Raw genomic sequence first — 16,420 nt, forward strand, 5'->3', positions numbered from 1 at the left:
CTGTCTCGCTTGTTCTGCCATCATTGCCATACGCCGTGCTGGGCGTTTTATTCTTCGATTATTGCGGACGGCCCACTTCGTTGACCGTGCGTCGCAGCGTCTGGTCTTGTGCGCGCAACACCCGCGAACTCGCCTCAAAAATACGATACGAGTCGATCATCTTCACCATTTCGGTGGTGATCGACGCGTTTGATTGTTCGACATAGCCTTGGGCGATGCGATAGTTATCTGGAATGATGATGTTGTCTTGATCGCCTTCTTCAACGCGATACAAGTTACCTTGTTCGCGGAACAACTTATCTTTGTCGGCAAAGTCGGCGACCACCATCTGGTCGATCAACACATCGCGCATTACGCCGTTTTGATCGGGCTGTTGGGCGAAAATCTCGCCGAAGTGGTTGACGTGAAATTCATTCACGCCCACCTGAATCGGCCCTTTTTCATTATTGTTATTGACGCCCTGGCCCATGGCGTAATGGCCTTGGGGTGTAATTAAAAAGCCCTCTTTATCGACCATAAAATCGCCGGAGCGAGTGAAACGCGTCCCGTCGGGGGTTTGAACGGCAAAAAAGCCTTCGCCAAAAATAGAAATATCGTTTTGATTTCCCGTGTATTTCATTTGTCCGCCCGAATGGTCAACGTAAGTCCAGTCGACGCCCGCGCCTGTGCCCAAACGGCCGATGACGTGGTTATAGCGGGGTTTATCGGTTGATTTCGACAAACCGCGGTAGGATTCAGTCAACATCACGTCAGGAAACGAGCGCACAACCACTTCTTCGCGCTTGAAACCGGGCATGTGCGCCCCGGCCATGTTTTGCGAGAGCACGTCTTGTACCCGCTGTTGGATAATCATGCCGGATGCGGCTGAATAGATTCCTGTTAACATTGCCTACCTCTTCGAGTTCGATACGAGTCTGAAGAATGAATTGAGCAAGGTGTGTACCAAGCCCAATATTTAACTTGGATTTAGCCGCCGCTTGATATAAAGTATTAAAATTATGAGGGATAGAGAATAAGAGGCTAATTATTACACCAGCTGAAACTTATACCTTTTATGCCCTCGTTAGTACCAGGAAAGGCAAATTTTTCCGGCATGGATCATTCAAAAATCATTCTCATGGGGCAGGATGACGCCACCTTTTTGGGTTATGGATGGTTTGGCGTCGAGCGTTCGCCTGAGGATGTATTATTTCGAGCGGCGGGAAAGCAGGCGATCTTTCGCCTACCATTAACGGCTGATCGAGTTGAACTTGCGTTTCTCGCTGCCGCCCGTCCGCTTCACGCGGGAGAACCACTGCAATTTGGAATCAACCGCGATGGAGAACGCCTAATCACCTGGACGCTGCATACCAACGGCTGGACAGTGCGCTGTGGAGTCATTGAGCGCTATTCAGGCGAAGACCTGATGTTGGAAGCAGACAACCCCTGGTCTCCAGATAAGCTGTATCAAAATGGAGATTCCCGCCTTTTGAGTGTGCTGGTCTCATCCATTCGCGTCTCATTTGTATAGATAAACACTATGTAAAAGGATATTTCCTATTGACTTCCGATTGAATATTAGGAATAATCTCGCTTTGTATACGGAATTATTTAGGATTTATATATGCTTTGGTTAATCAAGCATAATTTTATACTCGGGGAGAATATAGTTATGATGAGAAAGTTTAGTGTATTAGGTACTGTTGCGGTTGCTTGCTTAATTGCAGCCTCAACATCGTGGAGCCAAGTCGGTATCTTTGATGCCGCAGTCGACGTTGATGGCGGAAATTTAGGCGCTGCTGGAAGCACTGAATATGACCCTGCCCTTGATCGCTATACCGTAAACGGTAGTGGTCACGACATTTGGGACGCAGCAGATGATTTCCAATTTGTTTATACCGAATGGAGCGGCGACTTTGTTCTGGAAGCGGACACTGGCGTCAGCGGCGGCCTGCCTACCCAAGGCTGGATCAAGTCGGTATTGATGGCGCGCCAAGACCTCAGCCCGGGTTCGGCGAATGCTGCCACACGACTTCGCCGCGATGGCCAGTACAGCATCCAATGGCGTGATGTTGCTGATGACACCGACTCAAAGGGCGGTACAGACGCTGCTTTGCGCGTAACGATCCCTAACCCGTCCCGTCAACGCCTGACCCGCTTGGGCGATACATTCATTTGCTCCTATCTCAGCGCAGACGGCGAATGGGTTGAAGTTGATCGCCATGACCTCGTTTTGACCGACCCGATCCTGGTCGGCTTGGGCGTTACTGCTCACGACAACGGTCAAATCGCAACCGGTACATTCACAGGCGTTGACCTTGGCGCTCCAGTTGACGGCACCTCATTTGCCGCCCGCGACATCGCGTTGCCCGACCGTTTAGGCGCTGAAGGCAGCAGCAATTTTGCAGACGGCGTTTTTACAATCACAGGCAGCGGTTGGGACGTTTGGGAAGCGGATGACGCCTTCCAATTTGCGTACACCCGCGTACGCGGCGACTTCACCTTGATTGCTGACGTTTCAATTGACGGTGGTTTGGCCTCACAGGCTTGGATCAAATCAATGCTGATGGCGCGTCAAAATCTGACCCCGGGTTCACGCAACGTGACCACCCGCGTTCGTCGCGATGGTCAATACAGCATGCAATGGCGCACAATTCAAGCCGATACCGATTCAAAGGGCAGCACCGCTGGCGATGCGCGTCCGGTTGGTTTGAACCCCAGCAAGCAACGCTTAGACCGCGTTGGCAATACCTTCATTTGCTCATACATGGATGAAGCAGGCGCATGGGTAGAAGTAGACCGTCATGATGTCGTTTTGTTTGACCCAATTATGGTCGGACTCGGCGTTTGCGCTCACGACATCGGCGAAATCGCAACGGGTACGTTTAGCAACATCGAACTGACCTCGACCGGAAAATCCGGCGCAGCAAATTGGGAACTGTTTAACTAAATCTCAATTCATCACGAATACGAAAACGGCCCGGAAGTTTCCGGGCCGTTTTTTTTGTCTATCAAAACAGTGAAATCACGGCGCGATTAATTGTGACTCTGCGGGTTCCCAGCGAAACTGCGACTGGATGCGAATTTTCATTCCCTGCTGGGTTTTAACGGGTTTGTTTGAGCCTTCCCAATTGCTTTTCATGTTGAGTTTCCAAAGCCCGTGCTGTTCTGACTGGGTCACTTTGCCTTTATCAATATTGAATTCAATCACGCCTTCGAGCTGAATGGTCAGCCCCTCTAACATCGCGGCGGGAGCGCCGCCCGCGCCGGATTGGCTGGCGGTTGTGAGATCGCCAAGGCCCAGATTGCTAAAATCAGTGGTCTTGCGATACCGGATAATCGCAGCCTTGCCCTGCGCCGTATTCTGTATCCGTTCCAGAAGGTATACCCGCTGCCCCTGCACATCGCCCTGCTTGGCGTTGCGGGGAATAATCTGCCCATTTTCTGACCATTGGTCGCCAACCTTCACGCCTTCACTGGGGAAGGTCGGAAACTCAAACCCGCCGCCGCTCGACATGTTGTCCGGCAGCGAGATGCCCAATTCTTTGAGACCGCTGTCATCCGACCCCTTCACCTTGCCTAAGGGCGAGACCTGCATCTGCATGGACGATTGATTGAACATGGTTTTTTGGAGGGCGTCGTCTTTCAGGTCTTCACTAAAGATCTCTTCGCCCATTGTTCCCTTGGTGGTCATACGCATGACGTCGACCTGGAGGTCTGCGACGCCAGCCGGGTCAACGCTTTGGGCGTTGATCTCACGCAGCATGTTGATCGACATATCGGTCGGCGCCTGTTTACCATGGATAATCGAGTCGCCCTTCATCTGCACAAGCGTCTTGACGTAGGCCTTGGCGCCCGGCTCAAACTGGTGGCGCAACATCACCCCTTGCGACATAGAAGAGGCTGAAAAAACGAGAGTTACAACGATAGAGATACTGAAAAAATAAGCACGGTGGTTCATCATGATTCCCCCTGTAAGAATCGGTTCCCTACGACTATATCACAGCGTAAAGGTTTCCTCAGCACAGATTTTCGCGAATGAGATTGAAAAATACTCGCTCAATAGTTGGCAAGCCGTCGAATAGTCTATAGTATGTATTACTGGACGCGGCTGTGGGACGTTGACTTGCCGCATCTAAGGGTACAAGTTATAATTCGTTCTTGTGAAAAATCTGTGATAGAGGTGAAACTATGTCGAATGCACCCGAAGTGGCAACCGCCACCTTTGAAAGTGAAGTGATTCAATCCAGCGTTCCGGTTTTGGTTGATTTCAGCGCCACCTGGTGTGGCCCCTGCCAAAAAATGGCCCCGTTAATTGACGAACTCGCCAGTGAATATGACGGCAAAGCGAAAGTCGTTAAGGTTGATGTTGATAACAGCCAAGACCTCGCCACCAAGTATGGCGTGATGAGCGTCCCGACCATTGTCTTGTTAAAAGGCGGCGAAATCGTCAATAAATGGATCGGTTTCACCCCCAAACAAACTCTCGCCGACGCCCTCGACGGCTCCGTCAGTTAAGAGAAGCAATACTCGACCTACAAAAGGCCGCCTGATTGGCGGCCTTTTTCATTTTCAGTTGCAAATATCGCTTACGCCTGCGCTCCAATTCCATTACAGTAATCCCAAACCAATACGAAAAGCACACTGAAATGTTAAAAGGCATCTTCCGCTGGCTCTATTCATGGGTCGATTTTTTTCGCCGCAACCTGGCGCAGAACCCCATTCTGTCGCGCGAATTAATTCGCTACTTACGCCAAACGCGTTCGTTTGTTTTGTTGGGGTGCATTCTGCTCGGTGGAGCGGTCTTGTTAATTTGGATGTGGTCGACGCCCTCGAACAACCTGTCGCCGGTCGGGCGCCGTTTGTTTTACGCCACCGTGGGCGGCGAGATTCTGGTGTTGCTCTTACTGTTGCCGGGCTATGCCGCGCAGTCGTTTATTACCGAACGCGAACGCAACACCTTGGCCTTGTTGCTCACGACGCCGCTGGGCGAAGAACGCATCGCGGCGGGCAAGCTCGCTTCGGTCTTGGGCGTGATTGCGTTGATATTGTTCGCGACCTATCCGCTCATTGCGGTATGTCTGGCGCGCGGCGGGGTGGCGCCGTGGGAGGTCTTGTTGGCAGGCGTGGGCGCCTTGACCGGCGCGTTTATCATTTCGTCGTTCGCGCTGTATTTTTCTCTGATCGCCAAGACTCTGTTTCGCGCCGTAATGTTGACTCAGATGAGTTTGTTAACGATTTACATCGGCGGAATGTTTTTCACATTCATGCTTCTCAGCGCAGTCGTTCTTGTCCTCTCGCTGATTAGCATGGCTGTCCCCGGGATACAAGCGACCTTCGCCGTAATCGCTGTCGTCGCCGCAGTCTGCATCATCATCCCCTTCACGCTGTTGATTCCCCTGGGGATGTTTAAACTCACGGCGTCTAAATTGCGCTCGATTGGGGGCGACTTGGCCAATTCCAAAGGCTACGACCAAGAAGTCGCGTTTCAGTTTGGACAAGACGTGGTCTCGGAACCCATCGGAACGCCGCGCTCAAAATGGAACGTCCCCGACAACGCCAACGCGTTTTATTGGCGCGAAAAAATGAGCAACGCGGTGTCATCGCCGTTTTTGGCGATGCCGTCGTGGTACATCGTCGCCATTTTGGTCTATCACCTCTGTCTGGTAACGCCGATTCAAAACGGCTGCTGGCTGGCAATCGCAACGCTCTGCCTGTTATCGCAAATGGGGGGCGCCTACGCCGCGCGTTCGTTCGCCGGCGAGAAAGAAAGCGAAACCTGGGACCTGCTCATCACCACCACTTGCCGCAATGGAGACCTGCTGAAAGGAAAACTGCTCGGCGCTCTTCAACCCTGCCTGACGCGCGGCGCCGCCATGTTTTGGATTCCCGCAGCGCTGTTCGCTTTCATTGACCTCTGCATTTCACTATTCAGTTATAGCAACATGCCGGGCATTGGCGTCCCGGTCAGTCATCAACTGGTTTACGCAACAGTAATCACGGTAAATGTGTGTCTGGTTTGTGCGTTGGGTTTATTTTTTTCGTCGATCAAACGAAGCGTCAACCAAGCCTTGTTATGGACGTATGGAACCATCGCGGCCTATTATTTCGGGCCGTTATTTTTTTACGCAATCATACATGGAAGCGCACAGAATCTTTTCATCACTTACATCAGCCCGTTGGCCGTATTGGGACGGGTTGGATCCACGAAAGGAATTCCACCAGAAGAAGCCTACACGCTGCCTGTCACCATCTTATTTGAGCCGATTCAGATACTCCCCTTGGTCGCAATTCATGTCGTTGTAACCGCGCTTATAGCCATTGCATTACTTAAGAAGACGCAGTGGCAGTTAAATCAAAATCGCTAGATTACAAATCCAAATACACACCCACGCAAAAGTAACCACGCAGCCAGTCTTTACCGCAACGAAGACAAGCGCAACCCAACCGCAAGGCGTTCTTGAACTATGGCAATACAATCTCCGTTTCGATGCGCCCGCCCTTGAGCGAGTCAACAACCACTTTCGCTTTGCCGCGCCCGGATACAATAAACTGCACCCGCTCAGAATCGAGCCCCGAAATGCGGTCTAACATCAGGCGTTCAGGCCGCGCTTTGACGGCTTCGACGCGATTGAAATATTGGTCGATGACCCGACCGCCGCTGATGACTTCGACGCCCTTGCCGGACAGCGTCACCAAATCGGCGCGATTGATGTTGTGTTTAATGTCCTGCTGTAATCGCGTCGGGATCATGCCCTGGTTGCGCACTTCGACCCAGACTTTCGCGAGGCCGTCGCGCAGCGGTTCCACTTTGATTTCACCGAATTCAAGCAGCGGCGTTTGTGCAGCATGGTAGAGCGCGAACGCCATATTGCGATGGCATTCTTCTTCCAGCAAAAACGAAGGCGGCACCCGGCCAAACTCTTTTTTGACGCCGCCAATTTCAATGGCGCCGTATTGCGGATGGTCGTATGGCTTCCATTCGACCACGCCGTCGTTGAGCAATAGATACCGTAAAAAATCGCCTTCGGCCTTATCGTTTGTATCATTGCTGCGAAACATATTTTTCGGCGTCCACAATTCGTTGGTGAAGGCGGTGATTCCGCGCCCGGCATAGAACCAGTCGAACTGCCCGCCCCAGACCGGGTAGAGGTCTTCCCACGAAATCACATTTCGATAGAACGGCAACATCCGCTCGCCGCGTTTGGCGATATCAAACATCACCTGTTCGTCGCCGGGTTCCAACGGCCCGCCGTCGCGGTTCGGCCCGCGCAAAATATATCCGCCGTAATTATGAAAGGTCAACATTCCAGCAATGTTCGGGTGCGCCAACACAAACTCGCCGACGGCGCGAATCGCGGGAAACGAGAAGGGGAAATCTTTCGCCCAATACTGGACGTAATGCGGCTGCCAATCGAACGCCCAGTTGCGGTTGGGGTCATAGCCGCCGGGGTTGTCTTCGTTAACGCGCCCGTCGCCGTCGTTGTCGACTCCTTCATAACCGAGCATCGTATACTCGCCGCGTTCGTCAGCCTCCACCCGCCGCATTTGAAATTCGGGGTAATCGTTATCAGGAAGATAACGCCCGTCGGGGTCGCGCTTGCGCATCATGGTGATGGAGCCGTCGCCGTCGAGATCATCGAACGGGTCTTCATCAGCGAGGCCGTCTTTGTCTTCGTCGGTCGGGATCTGCCCCGTACGCGAAGAATGCTGCGTATTGGCGTTGTGGAACCAATAGTCGCGCCCATCGGGATTCACGCTCGGCAGAATATACAACACACGCGAATCGACCAGGTCGGTAATCAAATCGACCTGGCCGTAGTTTTCACACAAATACCAAGCCGTATACGCGACCACTTCGCCTGCCTGCACCTCGTTGCCGTGAATATTGCCGTCGATGTACATGCCCGGCTTGCGGTCGGGGTCGCCGATTTCGCGGTTGGTAATCTCCAACACCCACACCGGACGCCCCTGGTATGATTCGCCGATGGAATAGAGTTTGGTGATTTTGGGGTACGCGTCATGTAAGCGCTGCAAGATCGAACCCAGCCCTTCGATATCGTGAAAGCGGTTCCAGGCGACATCGACTTTGCGTTCCGCTGGAGCGCCCAATGCTTTAAAGACGTTCTCATCCTCCGCGAATGAAAGCCCCAAAGAAGCGATAACGAAAACACTTAACAGGAAGGTTTTTCGTAACATGATTATTCTCCTTCCCATGTCATGGTCTGTTGGACGGTTCCGCCCAACGCTGAAATTAATGAGATCATCGTTTTGCTTCCCGGCGCGGCTTGTAACACGAAGCGCGCCTCTCTCACTTCACCTTTAGCAATCGGCCCGAAGTTAGTACGCGGCTTACCTGCGAGAAACGCCTCGTCGGGCAGGTCGATCATCAAGCGGGTCGGCAATACGTCCGTGGTGCGTTCGCCGTGATGAAGCACCGTCGGCAGGTAACCAGTATTGGTGACCCGCACGGTGATTTCATACACGCCGCGCCGTAAGGTTTTTACATCGACGTCTTCAATCGCAACCTGCGGCAGCGTCTGACTTAATTTCATCAAGAATTCGACTTGCGTTTGCTTCCAATTATCAAACACAACCGCAGGCGGTGTGGTGAATGAATACGGCGCCCAGCCGCCAACCTCGACCGTCTTGCCGGGGAAATCAGGATGATCGACCGGTTGCCATGGAGTGAAATAGGCTTCGGCGCGTTCGCCCAGCCAGGATAAATATTCCACTTCTTCCTTGCCGCGTTTTTCCTCTTCGACTTCTTCGCCGTCTGTTTCTTCGCTGGCGGCTTCGATGTCTTCAGACGCAGCCTCTTCTTTAGACGCGCCCTCTTCTTCGTTTTCTTCTTTCAATGCCAGCGCAATGGCGGGGCCCCAACCTGCGGCGCTAAGCCCCATGCGCCCGCGATGAAAATACACCCAATCAACCAATGACCCCGGAACGCTAGTCGACTCGACGATTTCTTTTATGCCGACGATATCTCGATACTGCTCGCCCAAGTGCTCGTAATACTTTGCATCGTCTTCTGTGATCTTCGTTTGGGGAACGCGACGCGACGTAGCGTCGTCAGACGGCGGCGTTTTTGACAGGTTATCATTCGACGCAAACGTAAACACCACGCCAATATGTGGGTGGTCAATAATAAAGCGCCCCAGCGCATAGGTGATTTTTTCTTTGAGCGGATACATGCCCGCCTGCGCATCGAACCATGGATACTCAAACGTAAATTGCTTATTAAAATTCACGCCGCCGACGCCGTCTTCGTTCAACTCTTTGTCGCCGTCGTCATCGCGGCCTTCACGCATGTACACCCACTGTCCGTCTTCGCCTTTGACCGGGTCCGCCTCGATCAAAACACGATCATCATTGGGATGCAGCATCAATGCGCCGTCGGCGTCTTCGATGCGCATCCACGAGACCAAACCGTCGCCGTTGATGTCTTGCGGCGCGTCTTCATCCGTGAAACCATCGCGGTCGTCGTCGTATGGAGTAAAGTTTGAATTGCGTTGCAATAACGGCTTCGCAAAATAACGCTCTGACGCATCGGGGTTCAACCGTGGAATGATATACACCACCACCTCGCCCAAACGCGATTGGTTTTCATCCGCGACAAGTGATTCGGCAAACGCCAGCGCAGCCTCGCCGCCTGCGAGCCGGTCGCCCTCGACATCGCCCACCACCAACATCGCAGGACGCAGCAGCCGTTCGTCTTTGTCGCCGCCGCCGAGTTCCAACACCCAGACGTCGCGGCCCTGGTTTGATTTTGCCAGCGAATGAAGATGCACAAGTTTTGAATGGTGTTGGCTGAGCGACTTCACCTCTTGCGTCAGATCGCGATAAGGAGAAAACGCGGGCATCGCCTCATTTGCAAATACAGACGCGATAAACATCGCAGCGGCAAGCGAGACAACACAAGTAACAAACGGGTTGTACCGGGGAGAAATTTTCACGGAATTTTCCTTCACAAATGTCGTAAAATCGAAAGACAACATACTAACAGCTAAAAATAGAAAACTTCACGCGCTTCATCAAGGCCTTGCGCTTGCATTCGATCTGCGAGTTACGTTAGACTGTAGAGTTATTCATCCATGCGTCACAATCTGTAATCAAATTGCCCTGGAGGGTTGTTCATGGCGAACCAAATCTCGAATGATATGCCGCGCGAAAACTGGGGAACAAAAATCGGCGTGATCCTGGCGGTTGCAGGCAGCGCAGTCGGGCTAGGCAACTTTTTACGCTTCCCCGGCGTTGCCGTGCAAAACGGCGGCGGCGCATTTATGATTCCCTACTTCATTGCGTTTCTCTTAGTCGGCATCCCCATTTGCTGGGCCGAATGGATTATGGGCCGCCGCGCCGGGCGCCTCTCCGGCCTCGCTTCAGCGCCGGGCTTGTTCGGCGTATTGACCAACGGCAGTCCATTGCGTTACCTGGGCGCGTTGGGGTTGTTTGTTCCGTTCATTATCTATTTATATTACGTCTATATCGAGTCATGGTGTCTCGCCTATTTCTTCTTCATGCTTACTGGCGACCTGGGGCTGAAAGATTCAACCATTGTCGGGGCCTACAGCCAGTTCTTCACCGAATATGTCGGCAATGACGCAACCACATCTGACTTCTTCTCCGGCGTCAGCGTCGCGTTTATATTTTTCGTCATTACATTTTTCATTAATTTCTTTTTCATTTACCGCGGCCTGAACCGGGGCATCGAACTCTTCTGTCGCGTGGCCATGCCGGCGCTGATGATCATGGCGGTCATTATCGCGATCCGGGTCGTCACATTGGGGTCGTTGAATCCCGACGCGCCCGACCAAACATTCATCAACGGGCTTGGGTATATGTGGAACCCTGACTGGTCGCAGCTCAGCGAACCCGAAGTATGGATCAACGCCTGCGGGCAAATCTTCTTCTCGCTCTCGGTCGGCTTCGGCATCATTATCACCTACGCTAGTTATCTCAGCAAAAAAGACGATGTGGTTCTCAGCGGCCTCACAGCCTGTTCGATGAATGAGTTTTGCGAAGTGTGTTTAGGCGGCTTGATTGTCATTCCCTCCGCGCTGATTTTTCTGGGTATTTCACAAATGGAAGTCGTCGCCCAGCAGGGCACCTTCGGCATTGGCTTTGTCGTCATGCCCGAAATTTTCGACCAGATGCCCGCAGGCCACTTGTTTGGCGCGATGTTCTTTTTCTTGCTATTTCTCGCGGGCGTCACCTCGTCGCTCTCAATGCTGCAACCAGTCATTGCGTTTTTAGAAGAAGGCTTCGGCCTCAACCGCAAAGCCTCCGTCGCCATTCTCGGCTTGATTACGTTCCTTGGCGCCAGCTCGATCATTCTATCCCCGGGCCTGACCGCGATGGACACGGTCGATAAATACTCAAACAATTTGGGCATTCCACTGTTAGCGCTATTTGAAGTCATCATCTTTATCTTTGTGTTGAAAGTTTCTAATGGAATCAAAGAAGCCGAACACGGCGCCGACATGAAATTGCCCAAGGCGTTCGGCTACATCATTTATGTCTCGCCCGTGTTTTTGTTGTTGATCTTAGGCTGGTGGGTGAAAGTGCAAATTGAAGACTACATGGCGGGCACGGCGCCAGCGATGGGGACCATCGAAACCGTATCTATCGTCAGCATGGTTGCGATCTTGTTTATGTTCGCCCTGTTGCAGAAACTGGCGTGGCCGCGCATGAAACGCCGCCACATGGCGTATAAGAAAATGATGGAAGCGGAACCGTTAGACTAGAAAGGTCGCGAATCATGGAACCCATTGGATGGCTTATCTTTCTCGTTTCAAATACAGCCGTTATTACACTCGTGGTATTTTGTTTTAGCCGCGTGTTGTCGGTCGATCAGGAACACATGCACTCGCCGCTCGACATCGACACCCACGACCTCAACGATAACGACGAGGATGACGCACCGCTGAATCAAAACTGACCTCACATTGAGCGGATCAGCCCGACGACGATGCCCAGCAGGGCGAAATTTTGCCCGCCGTCGGCGCCGCCCTCGTCAGGAATATGAATTGGACTATAAGCGCGGTTCGCCGGTTCGAGAATCACCTCACTGACGCCGCGCTTAAATCGTTTTACGGTCGCTTCGTCTTCCAACCGCGCTACCACAATATCGCCGTTGTTGGCGTTTTCCTGCTGACGCACCACCACAATATCGCCGTCGTGGATTCCCGCCTCCACCATACTGTCGCCGTTGACGCGCAAGCCAAACAAGTCAGGCTCAGCGGCGCGGTCGCCGAAAAATTGCGGATCAACCGTCAGTTCATCTTCGCGAATGTCCGGCTCGGCCAGGCTGAACGGCCCGGCGGGAACGCGCCCAATAATCGGCATCTGATAGGTGCGTCCGGGAGGCAGCGGCGCGGGGCGATCCGTGCGGCGCATTCCACGCGAGGTGTTGGGTTTTACTTCGAGAACGCCCATCTTTTGCAAGCGTAGCAGGTGATAGCGGGCGCCGTTGGTCGAAGCGATGGAGAACTTTTTACAAATCTCCCGCAACGTGGGTGGATACCCGGTCTCATTCGAGCATTGGTCGATGAAATCTAAAATATCTTTTTGCCGCTTGGTCAGTTCTTTCATGGCGCTCTCCACATAAGTGCTATTTTGTTCAATATTATATGTACACTTATGTTCACTGTCAAGCGGTTTTTTTTATAGAAAGAGCAGCGAGGGAAAATTGTAGGATGAATGGCGTTTTTTGGCCCATCAATGGTAAAAAGAATTTTTAATTAATACAGAATTCAAATCAGCCTCATTTTGGGGTTTATCTGGAACATTCGATTATACGAATGCTTCCTGCGAGATACAGCGTGTCGTAACTGAAATCCTGCTCGTGAGGCCATTCAACGCTACCCGCGACTACTTTGACCTGGCGAAAATATGAAAGGTCTTTTAATTCCGCAAAAATGCCTTTGTCCAGATAAGGGTTCACGTCAAATTCTCGAACTTCATCATTTTCGAATGTGACGATCAGCGTATGGTTGTCTGTAGGCTCTACCTGTTTAACTTTGGGATTCATATTTCACCTCAATGGAACGATTGTAAACACTTTCTGGCCTTCAATCGCCAGCTGCCAGTTCGCCATCAAATCTTCTTGATGTATCTCTACCCAAGCATGGATTAATTTCAATTTTTGCGGTTTTAATTCTCCCTCTAATACAGCCCCATCGGGTATCCTGATCACAACTTGTTGTTCGCCGTATTGAACGTGAATGTGCGGAGATTTGTGCTTCTGATTATCAAAATAGTACATCCGAATAATCAATCCATAAAACATTGAAATAACCGGCATTTTGATTGCTCCTCATCTTTCACCACAAATGGCCTGTACTTCATTATTATACATTTATGAAAGAAAAATAAACCACCCGAATAACGCTCGTGCATCCATTGCCGCTGTGGACAGCGGCGCTCCGGTTTTTATCCTGAAATTCTATTTATCATGTCCGCCGTAGCGAATATCCTGATTCAGACAATTGTAATGCGGCGCGAATTATCAACATTGTCTCAAGGGCTGGCTTCGTGTCACTCAGCCTTGCCCTTGCCACCCAGCCCCCTCATAAGTTTAACTCTTCCAGTGGCGCGGGGGCGGTCTCTCACCTATAGTGAGCGATACAATATTTGAGCACGACCATGAAACAGCAAATCAAACATATTCTTTTCCATCGCCATTTGATCTATGAGTTTCTCAAGCGCGACTTGCAGGCGCGCTATCTGGGAAGCGCCATCGGGTTTTTCTGGTCGGTGGTGAATCCGCTGATCCTGCTGGCGGTGTATACCGTCGTATTCGGCTACATCCTCAAGGCGAAATACGACGCGCTGGGCTTCGGAGAGGCGGGCACGGTCGCGTTCGCATTTTATATCTTCAGCGGGCTGATGCCGTGGTTTGCGTTTCAAGAATCACTGATGCGCACCACCACTTGCATCGTCGACAACGCCCATTTAATCAAACAAGTACGCTTTCCGGCGAAAGTGCTGCCCGCCTACCTGGCGATATCAAGCCTGGTCAATCAATTAATTGGCACCTTCATCTTCATGGCGGGCTACATGCTGATGACCTGGAGCGCTCATTGGACCTGGCTGGCGCTGCCGCTGGTGATAGCAATTGAATTTGTGATGTTCTTCGGGCTGGGACTGTTCTTCTCGACGCTGCACACGTATGTCCGCGACGTAGGGCCGCTCATCAGCATCGTCACCATGATTTTGATGTGGACGACTCCCATGCTCTACACCATGGAGATGGCGCAGCAAGCGCCGCAATGGGTAGAGTCGATTCTTTACCTGAACCCGATTACTTACTTGATTCTGTTGCATCATGATTTGATGCTCAACGGCGTGTGGCCCGCACTGTGGCTATGGCTGACCTTCGGAGCGTTGTCATTGATTTCGCTGACAGCGGGGTATGCGCTGTTTACGCGTTGCCATAGCGAATTCGCTGATTTACTCTGAAAGCGAACGAAAGAAGCCTCGGGGTTGGGTTTCGCTTGTCTCCGTCGCGGCTTATTGCCGCTGGCTCCGAAAGCCGCTGCACCCAATCCCCTGCGACTTCTTTAGCGATTGCATGAAAATGATGTAAGAACAACGCATCTTCATTGTAAGGAACGCCAATGTCACCAACACTCAATCGACGCCGTTTTCTTCAAACCTCCGCCCTGTCTACGATGGCGCTATCAGCAGGCGCAGCATCAGCGAAAACCAAAGACCGACCGAATATCATGGTGATTCTGGTCGATGACATGGGTTTCTCTGACCCGGGTTGCTTCGGCGGCGAGATCGACACCCCCAACATCAACCGGCTGGCGAAAAACGCCAGCGTATTTTCTTTGAGCATGAACGCGGACGCGCTGTAATCGAAGGCGGCTGGAAATTGGTCGCGAACAAAAACAAAACCGAACAATGGGAACTATACGATCTCTCGAAAGACCGTACGGAAACGAATAACCTGGTTGAAAAATATCCTGAGAGGGTGAAAGAAATGTCCGCCGCCTGGGACGGCTGGGCGAAGCGCGTTGGTCTCGTCAATTGAGCGATCAGCGCTAGGCGTTGCAGCTGCCTTTGAATTCAAATTGATTGATGAACTCAAACACAGCGTCCGCCAGGACCGAATCGAGTTTCGAGGCGCGGACGCCGAGTTGTATTAGCGAACCCAACGCCCAGGGCTTTCGCGCCAGCGTCCGCAGCGAAGCGCCGATGTTGGGGAAACCGTCCACGCCGATGCACTGCAACGCTTCCGCTGGAATCGCCTCTTCTGCGCCGTCTGATACTGCCTTGATCCAGGCGAAACACTCGCCCCGGCTTTTCGCATGACGCGCAACCGCAGCGGATTCCATATCCACCAGGTCAGCGCCCAAGCGCTCATGGCTTTCCGCCTTGCTTTGCGGCGTCAATAACGGCGTTTCGCTGCAATAAAGCGTCGACGAACCATCGCCAATCCAAGTGGATTCAAAGCGAACGTCGCCGCTGTCCGTCACAACGTCCGTACCTCTAAGACAGGAACCAACGGCGATATCCGGGCGCAGTCCACCCGCCGCTCCAATCGACAACCAACACGCAGTCGGCGCATCCGGCAATGCGTCCAATTGGGCCTGCATTCGCTGACAGCCAACGCCGGAGGCTATCACAACCAGCTCGGTATCACTAAACGGGCTTTGCGCTTTGGCAACGGTGCGCTTGGGCGTAAGCAGCGGGATATCCAAACGCCGGCAAATCGAGCGCGTCTCCATCGGCATAGCGGCGCAAATAACAATACGGTTCATGTGGAACTCAGTTTCTATAACGAATGTGCTTCGTGCATTCTAAAGGCATCAAATAAAAATGCACAAGCCAATTGAGCAATCGCACTCATGTAATTGTGTGCGGCATGGGTACAACTCTGCTCGTTTCAGTGCGGGCTTTCAGGCCCTTATGCACAGGCGCTCTCAGAGTCGCACCCATGCCTGATTTGGTTTGTCAATTTTTGATATGCCGGAATACGTTTTCGGAATAAAATCATGACCACCCATCAACGTAAAGACGCACCTGGCGGCTGAACCTAAAAAAAATACTTGCAATCAGGGTTCTAATGATGTAATAATAGTGAATCGAATTACTTTTATTCGCCAATATGCAACGTATTGGCAAAAAAATCCCCCTGGCGGAGGGTGTGACCAGAGGGAAGACGGTTCGTAGGGAACCGCAGCAGTTGGGAATGTGTGGTGTGTGTGGATGGTTTGGACCATCTCTTGTTTTCTGTTGTCTATAAAACGTGTGACGTTATCTGTTGTAACCTTCTTCTAATAGTGTACCTCTTGAAAAAACAAGTGTCTAGCCCCTATTTTTTGTACCAGTTGAAGTGAGAGTATTTTGTTGTTTGGATTTCGGAACGTGGAGGTCGGACGAAGTCCGGGCGGAACGTTCCGAAATCGCGGCGAATTCGTTCGGCGTCAAA

Annotated in this window: 17 protein-coding genes; 9 read left to right on the forward strand and 8 right to left on the reverse strand. The window is 52.0% G+C overall.

Annotated elements, in window-relative coordinates; genetic code table 11:
* Positions 1-58: 58 nt before the first annotated feature.
* Entirely contained in the window at positions 59-886 is an 828-nt protein-coding gene (locus tag P9L94_06155) for a flagellar hook-basal body protein (GenBank protein MDP8243644.1), read from the reverse strand.
* A 207-nt stretch (positions 887-1,093) separates the two neighbouring features.
* On the opposite strand from P9L94_06155, the gene P9L94_06160 reads away from it, so the two are divergent.
* Both P9L94_06160 and P9L94_06165 read left to right on the forward strand, forming a co-directional pair.
* Positions 1,094-1,510 carry a hypothetical protein gene (locus P9L94_06160; GenBank protein ID MDP8243645.1) on the forward strand — a complete coding sequence of 139 codons (417 nt, stop codon included), beginning with the start codon at positions 1,094-1,096 and terminating at the stop codon, positions 1,508-1,510.
* A gap of 141 nt (positions 1,511-1,651) precedes the next feature.
* Positions 1,652-2,929 carry a hypothetical protein gene (locus tag P9L94_06165; GenBank protein MDP8243646.1) on the forward strand — a complete coding sequence of 426 codons (1,278 nt, stop codon included), beginning with the start codon at positions 1,652-1,654 and terminating at the stop codon, positions 2,927-2,929.
* Positions 2,930-3,004: 75 nt separating this feature from the next.
* Here the strand turns inward: P9L94_06165 and P9L94_06170 are convergent, their stop codons facing one another.
* Positions 3,005-3,943, reverse strand: coding sequence for a hypothetical protein (locus P9L94_06170; GenBank protein ID MDP8243647.1), 939 nt, complete (start codon positions 3,941-3,943; stop codon positions 3,005-3,007).
* A 227-nt stretch (positions 3,944-4,170) separates the two neighbouring features.
* Here P9L94_06170 and trxA point away from each other — a divergent pair, with 227 nt between their 5' ends.
* A complete protein-coding gene (trxA, locus tag P9L94_06175; GenBank protein ID MDP8243648.1) occupies positions 4,171-4,497 on the forward strand; it encodes a thioredoxin in 327 nt (108 codons plus the stop codon).
* Positions 4,498-4,628: 131 nt separating this feature from the next.
* A complete protein-coding gene (locus tag P9L94_06180; protein ID MDP8243649.1) occupies positions 4,629-6,347 on the forward strand; it encodes an ABC transporter permease subunit in 1,719 nt (572 codons plus the stop codon).
* Positions 6,348-6,444: 97 nt separating this feature from the next.
* Here the strand turns inward: P9L94_06180 and P9L94_06185 are convergent, their stop codons facing one another.
* Both P9L94_06185 and P9L94_06190 read right to left on the reverse strand, forming a co-directional pair.
* Positions 6,445-8,178 carry a M14 family metallopeptidase gene (locus P9L94_06185; GenBank protein ID MDP8243650.1) on the reverse strand — a complete coding sequence of 578 codons (1,734 nt, stop codon included), beginning with the start codon at positions 8,176-8,178 and terminating at the stop codon, positions 6,445-6,447.
* Positions 8,179-8,180: 2 nt separating this feature from the next.
* Positions 8,181-9,935: a M14 family metallopeptidase gene (locus P9L94_06190; protein MDP8243651.1), complete on the reverse strand. Its 1,755-nt coding sequence runs from the start codon at positions 9,933-9,935 to the stop codon at positions 8,181-8,183.
* Positions 9,936-10,115: 180 nt separating this feature from the next.
* Between P9L94_06190 and P9L94_06195 the strand changes: the two genes are divergently transcribed.
* Together P9L94_06195 and P9L94_06200 are read left to right on the forward strand one after the other, a co-directional pair.
* Positions 10,116-11,726, forward strand: a complete 1,611-nt coding sequence (locus P9L94_06195; GenBank protein MDP8243652.1) for a sodium-dependent transporter — start codon at positions 10,116-10,118, stop codon at positions 11,724-11,726.
* A gap of 14 nt (positions 11,727-11,740) precedes the next feature.
* Entirely contained in the window at positions 11,741-11,920 is a 180-nt protein-coding gene (locus tag P9L94_06200) for a hypothetical protein (GenBank protein MDP8243653.1), read from the forward strand.
* A gap of 2 nt (positions 11,921-11,922) precedes the next feature.
* Here the strand turns inward: P9L94_06200 and lexA are convergent, their stop codons facing one another.
* The 3 genes from lexA to P9L94_06215 form a co-directional block, all read right to left on the reverse strand.
* Positions 11,923-12,573 carry a transcriptional repressor LexA gene (gene lexA / locus P9L94_06205; protein ID MDP8243654.1) on the reverse strand — a complete coding sequence of 217 codons (651 nt, stop codon included), beginning with the start codon at positions 12,571-12,573 and terminating at the stop codon, positions 11,923-11,925.
* Between the two features lie 184 nt (positions 12,574-12,757).
* Positions 12,758-13,012 (reverse strand): DUF2442 domain-containing protein, encoded by a 255-nt coding sequence (locus tag P9L94_06210; GenBank protein ID MDP8243655.1) that lies wholly within the window; start codon positions 13,010-13,012, stop codon positions 12,758-12,760.
* Between the two features lie 3 nt (positions 13,013-13,015).
* The gene (locus tag P9L94_06215; GenBank protein ID MDP8243656.1) at positions 13,016-13,285 is read right to left on the reverse strand and encodes a DUF4160 domain-containing protein; all 270 of its coding nucleotides are present in this window, start codon (positions 13,283-13,285) and stop codon (positions 13,016-13,018) included.
* Between the two features lie 341 nt (positions 13,286-13,626).
* On the opposite strand from P9L94_06215, the gene P9L94_06220 reads away from it, so the two are divergent.
* From P9L94_06220 to P9L94_06230, 3 genes are all read left to right on the forward strand, one after another.
* Positions 13,627-14,442, forward strand: a complete 816-nt coding sequence (locus P9L94_06220; protein ID MDP8243657.1) for an ABC transporter permease — start codon at positions 13,627-13,629, stop codon at positions 14,440-14,442.
* A 158-nt stretch (positions 14,443-14,600) separates the two neighbouring features.
* Positions 14,601-14,843 carry a sulfatase-like hydrolase/transferase gene (locus P9L94_06225; protein MDP8243658.1) on the forward strand — a complete coding sequence of 81 codons (243 nt, stop codon included), beginning with the start codon at positions 14,601-14,603 and terminating at the stop codon, positions 14,841-14,843.
* 17 nt (positions 14,844-14,860) lie between these two features.
* Positions 14,861-15,019: a hypothetical protein gene (locus P9L94_06230; GenBank protein ID MDP8243659.1), complete on the forward strand. Its 159-nt coding sequence runs from the start codon at positions 14,861-14,863 to the stop codon at positions 15,017-15,019.
* A gap of 10 nt (positions 15,020-15,029) precedes the next feature.
* Here P9L94_06230 and P9L94_06235 read toward each other — a convergent pair whose 3' ends face one another.
* Positions 15,030-15,749, reverse strand: coding sequence for a hypothetical protein (locus tag P9L94_06235; GenBank protein MDP8243660.1), 720 nt, complete (start codon positions 15,747-15,749; stop codon positions 15,030-15,032).
* Positions 15,750-16,420: the final 671 nt, after the last annotated feature.

The sequence above is a fragment of the Candidatus Hinthialibacter antarcticus genome, from assembly GCA_030765645.1.
In the GTDB taxonomy this organism is placed as follows: domain Bacteria; phylum Hinthialibacterota; class Hinthialibacteria; order Hinthialibacterales; family Hinthialibacteraceae; genus Hinthialibacter; species Hinthialibacter antarcticus.

What these genes read in the sequence shown, in the direction of transcription:
- P9L94_06155 (MDP8243644.1), bottom strand. Translation starts at nt 886, where the DNA reads ATGTTAACAGGAATCTATTCAGCCGCATCCGGCATGATTATCCAACAG.
- P9L94_06160 (MDP8243645.1), top strand. Translation starts at nt 1,094, where the DNA reads ATGGATCATTCAAAAATCATTCTCATGGGGCAGGATGACGCCACCTTT.
- P9L94_06165 (MDP8243646.1), top strand. Translation starts at nt 1,652, where the DNA reads ATGATGAGAAAGTTTAGTGTATTAGGTACTGTTGCGGTTGCTTGCTTA.
- P9L94_06170 (MDP8243647.1), bottom strand. Translation starts at nt 3,943, where the DNA reads ATGATGAACCACCGTGCTTATTTTTTCAGTATCTCTATCGTTGTAACT.
- trxA (MDP8243648.1), top strand. Translation starts at nt 4,171, where the DNA reads ATGTCGAATGCACCCGAAGTGGCAACCGCCACCTTTGAAAGTGAAGTG.
- P9L94_06180 (MDP8243649.1), top strand. Translation starts at nt 4,629, where the DNA reads ATGTTAAAAGGCATCTTCCGCTGGCTCTATTCATGGGTCGATTTTTTT.
- P9L94_06185 (MDP8243650.1), bottom strand. Translation starts at nt 8,178, where the DNA reads ATGTTACGAAAAACCTTCCTGTTAAGTGTTTTCGTTATCGCTTCTTTG.
- P9L94_06195 (MDP8243652.1), top strand. Translation starts at nt 10,116, where the DNA reads ATGGCGAACCAAATCTCGAATGATATGCCGCGCGAAAACTGGGGAACA.
- P9L94_06200 (MDP8243653.1), top strand. Translation starts at nt 11,741, where the DNA reads ATGGAACCCATTGGATGGCTTATCTTTCTCGTTTCAAATACAGCCGTT.
- lexA (MDP8243654.1), bottom strand. Translation starts at nt 12,573, where the DNA reads ATGAAAGAACTGACCAAGCGGCAAAAAGATATTTTAGATTTCATCGAC.
- P9L94_06210 (MDP8243655.1), bottom strand. Translation starts at nt 13,012, where the DNA reads ATGAATCCCAAAGTTAAACAGGTAGAGCCTACAGACAACCATACGCTG.
- P9L94_06215 (MDP8243656.1), bottom strand. Translation starts at nt 13,285, where the DNA reads ATGCCGGTTATTTCAATGTTTTATGGATTGATTATTCGGATGTACTAT.
- P9L94_06220 (MDP8243657.1), top strand. Translation starts at nt 13,627, where the DNA reads ATGAAACAGCAAATCAAACATATTCTTTTCCATCGCCATTTGATCTAT.
- P9L94_06225 (MDP8243658.1), top strand. Translation starts at nt 14,601, where the DNA reads ATGTCACCAACACTCAATCGACGCCGTTTTCTTCAAACCTCCGCCCTG.
- P9L94_06235 (MDP8243660.1), bottom strand. Translation starts at nt 15,749, where the DNA reads ATGAACCGTATTGTTATTTGCGCCGCTATGCCGATGGAGACGCGCTCG.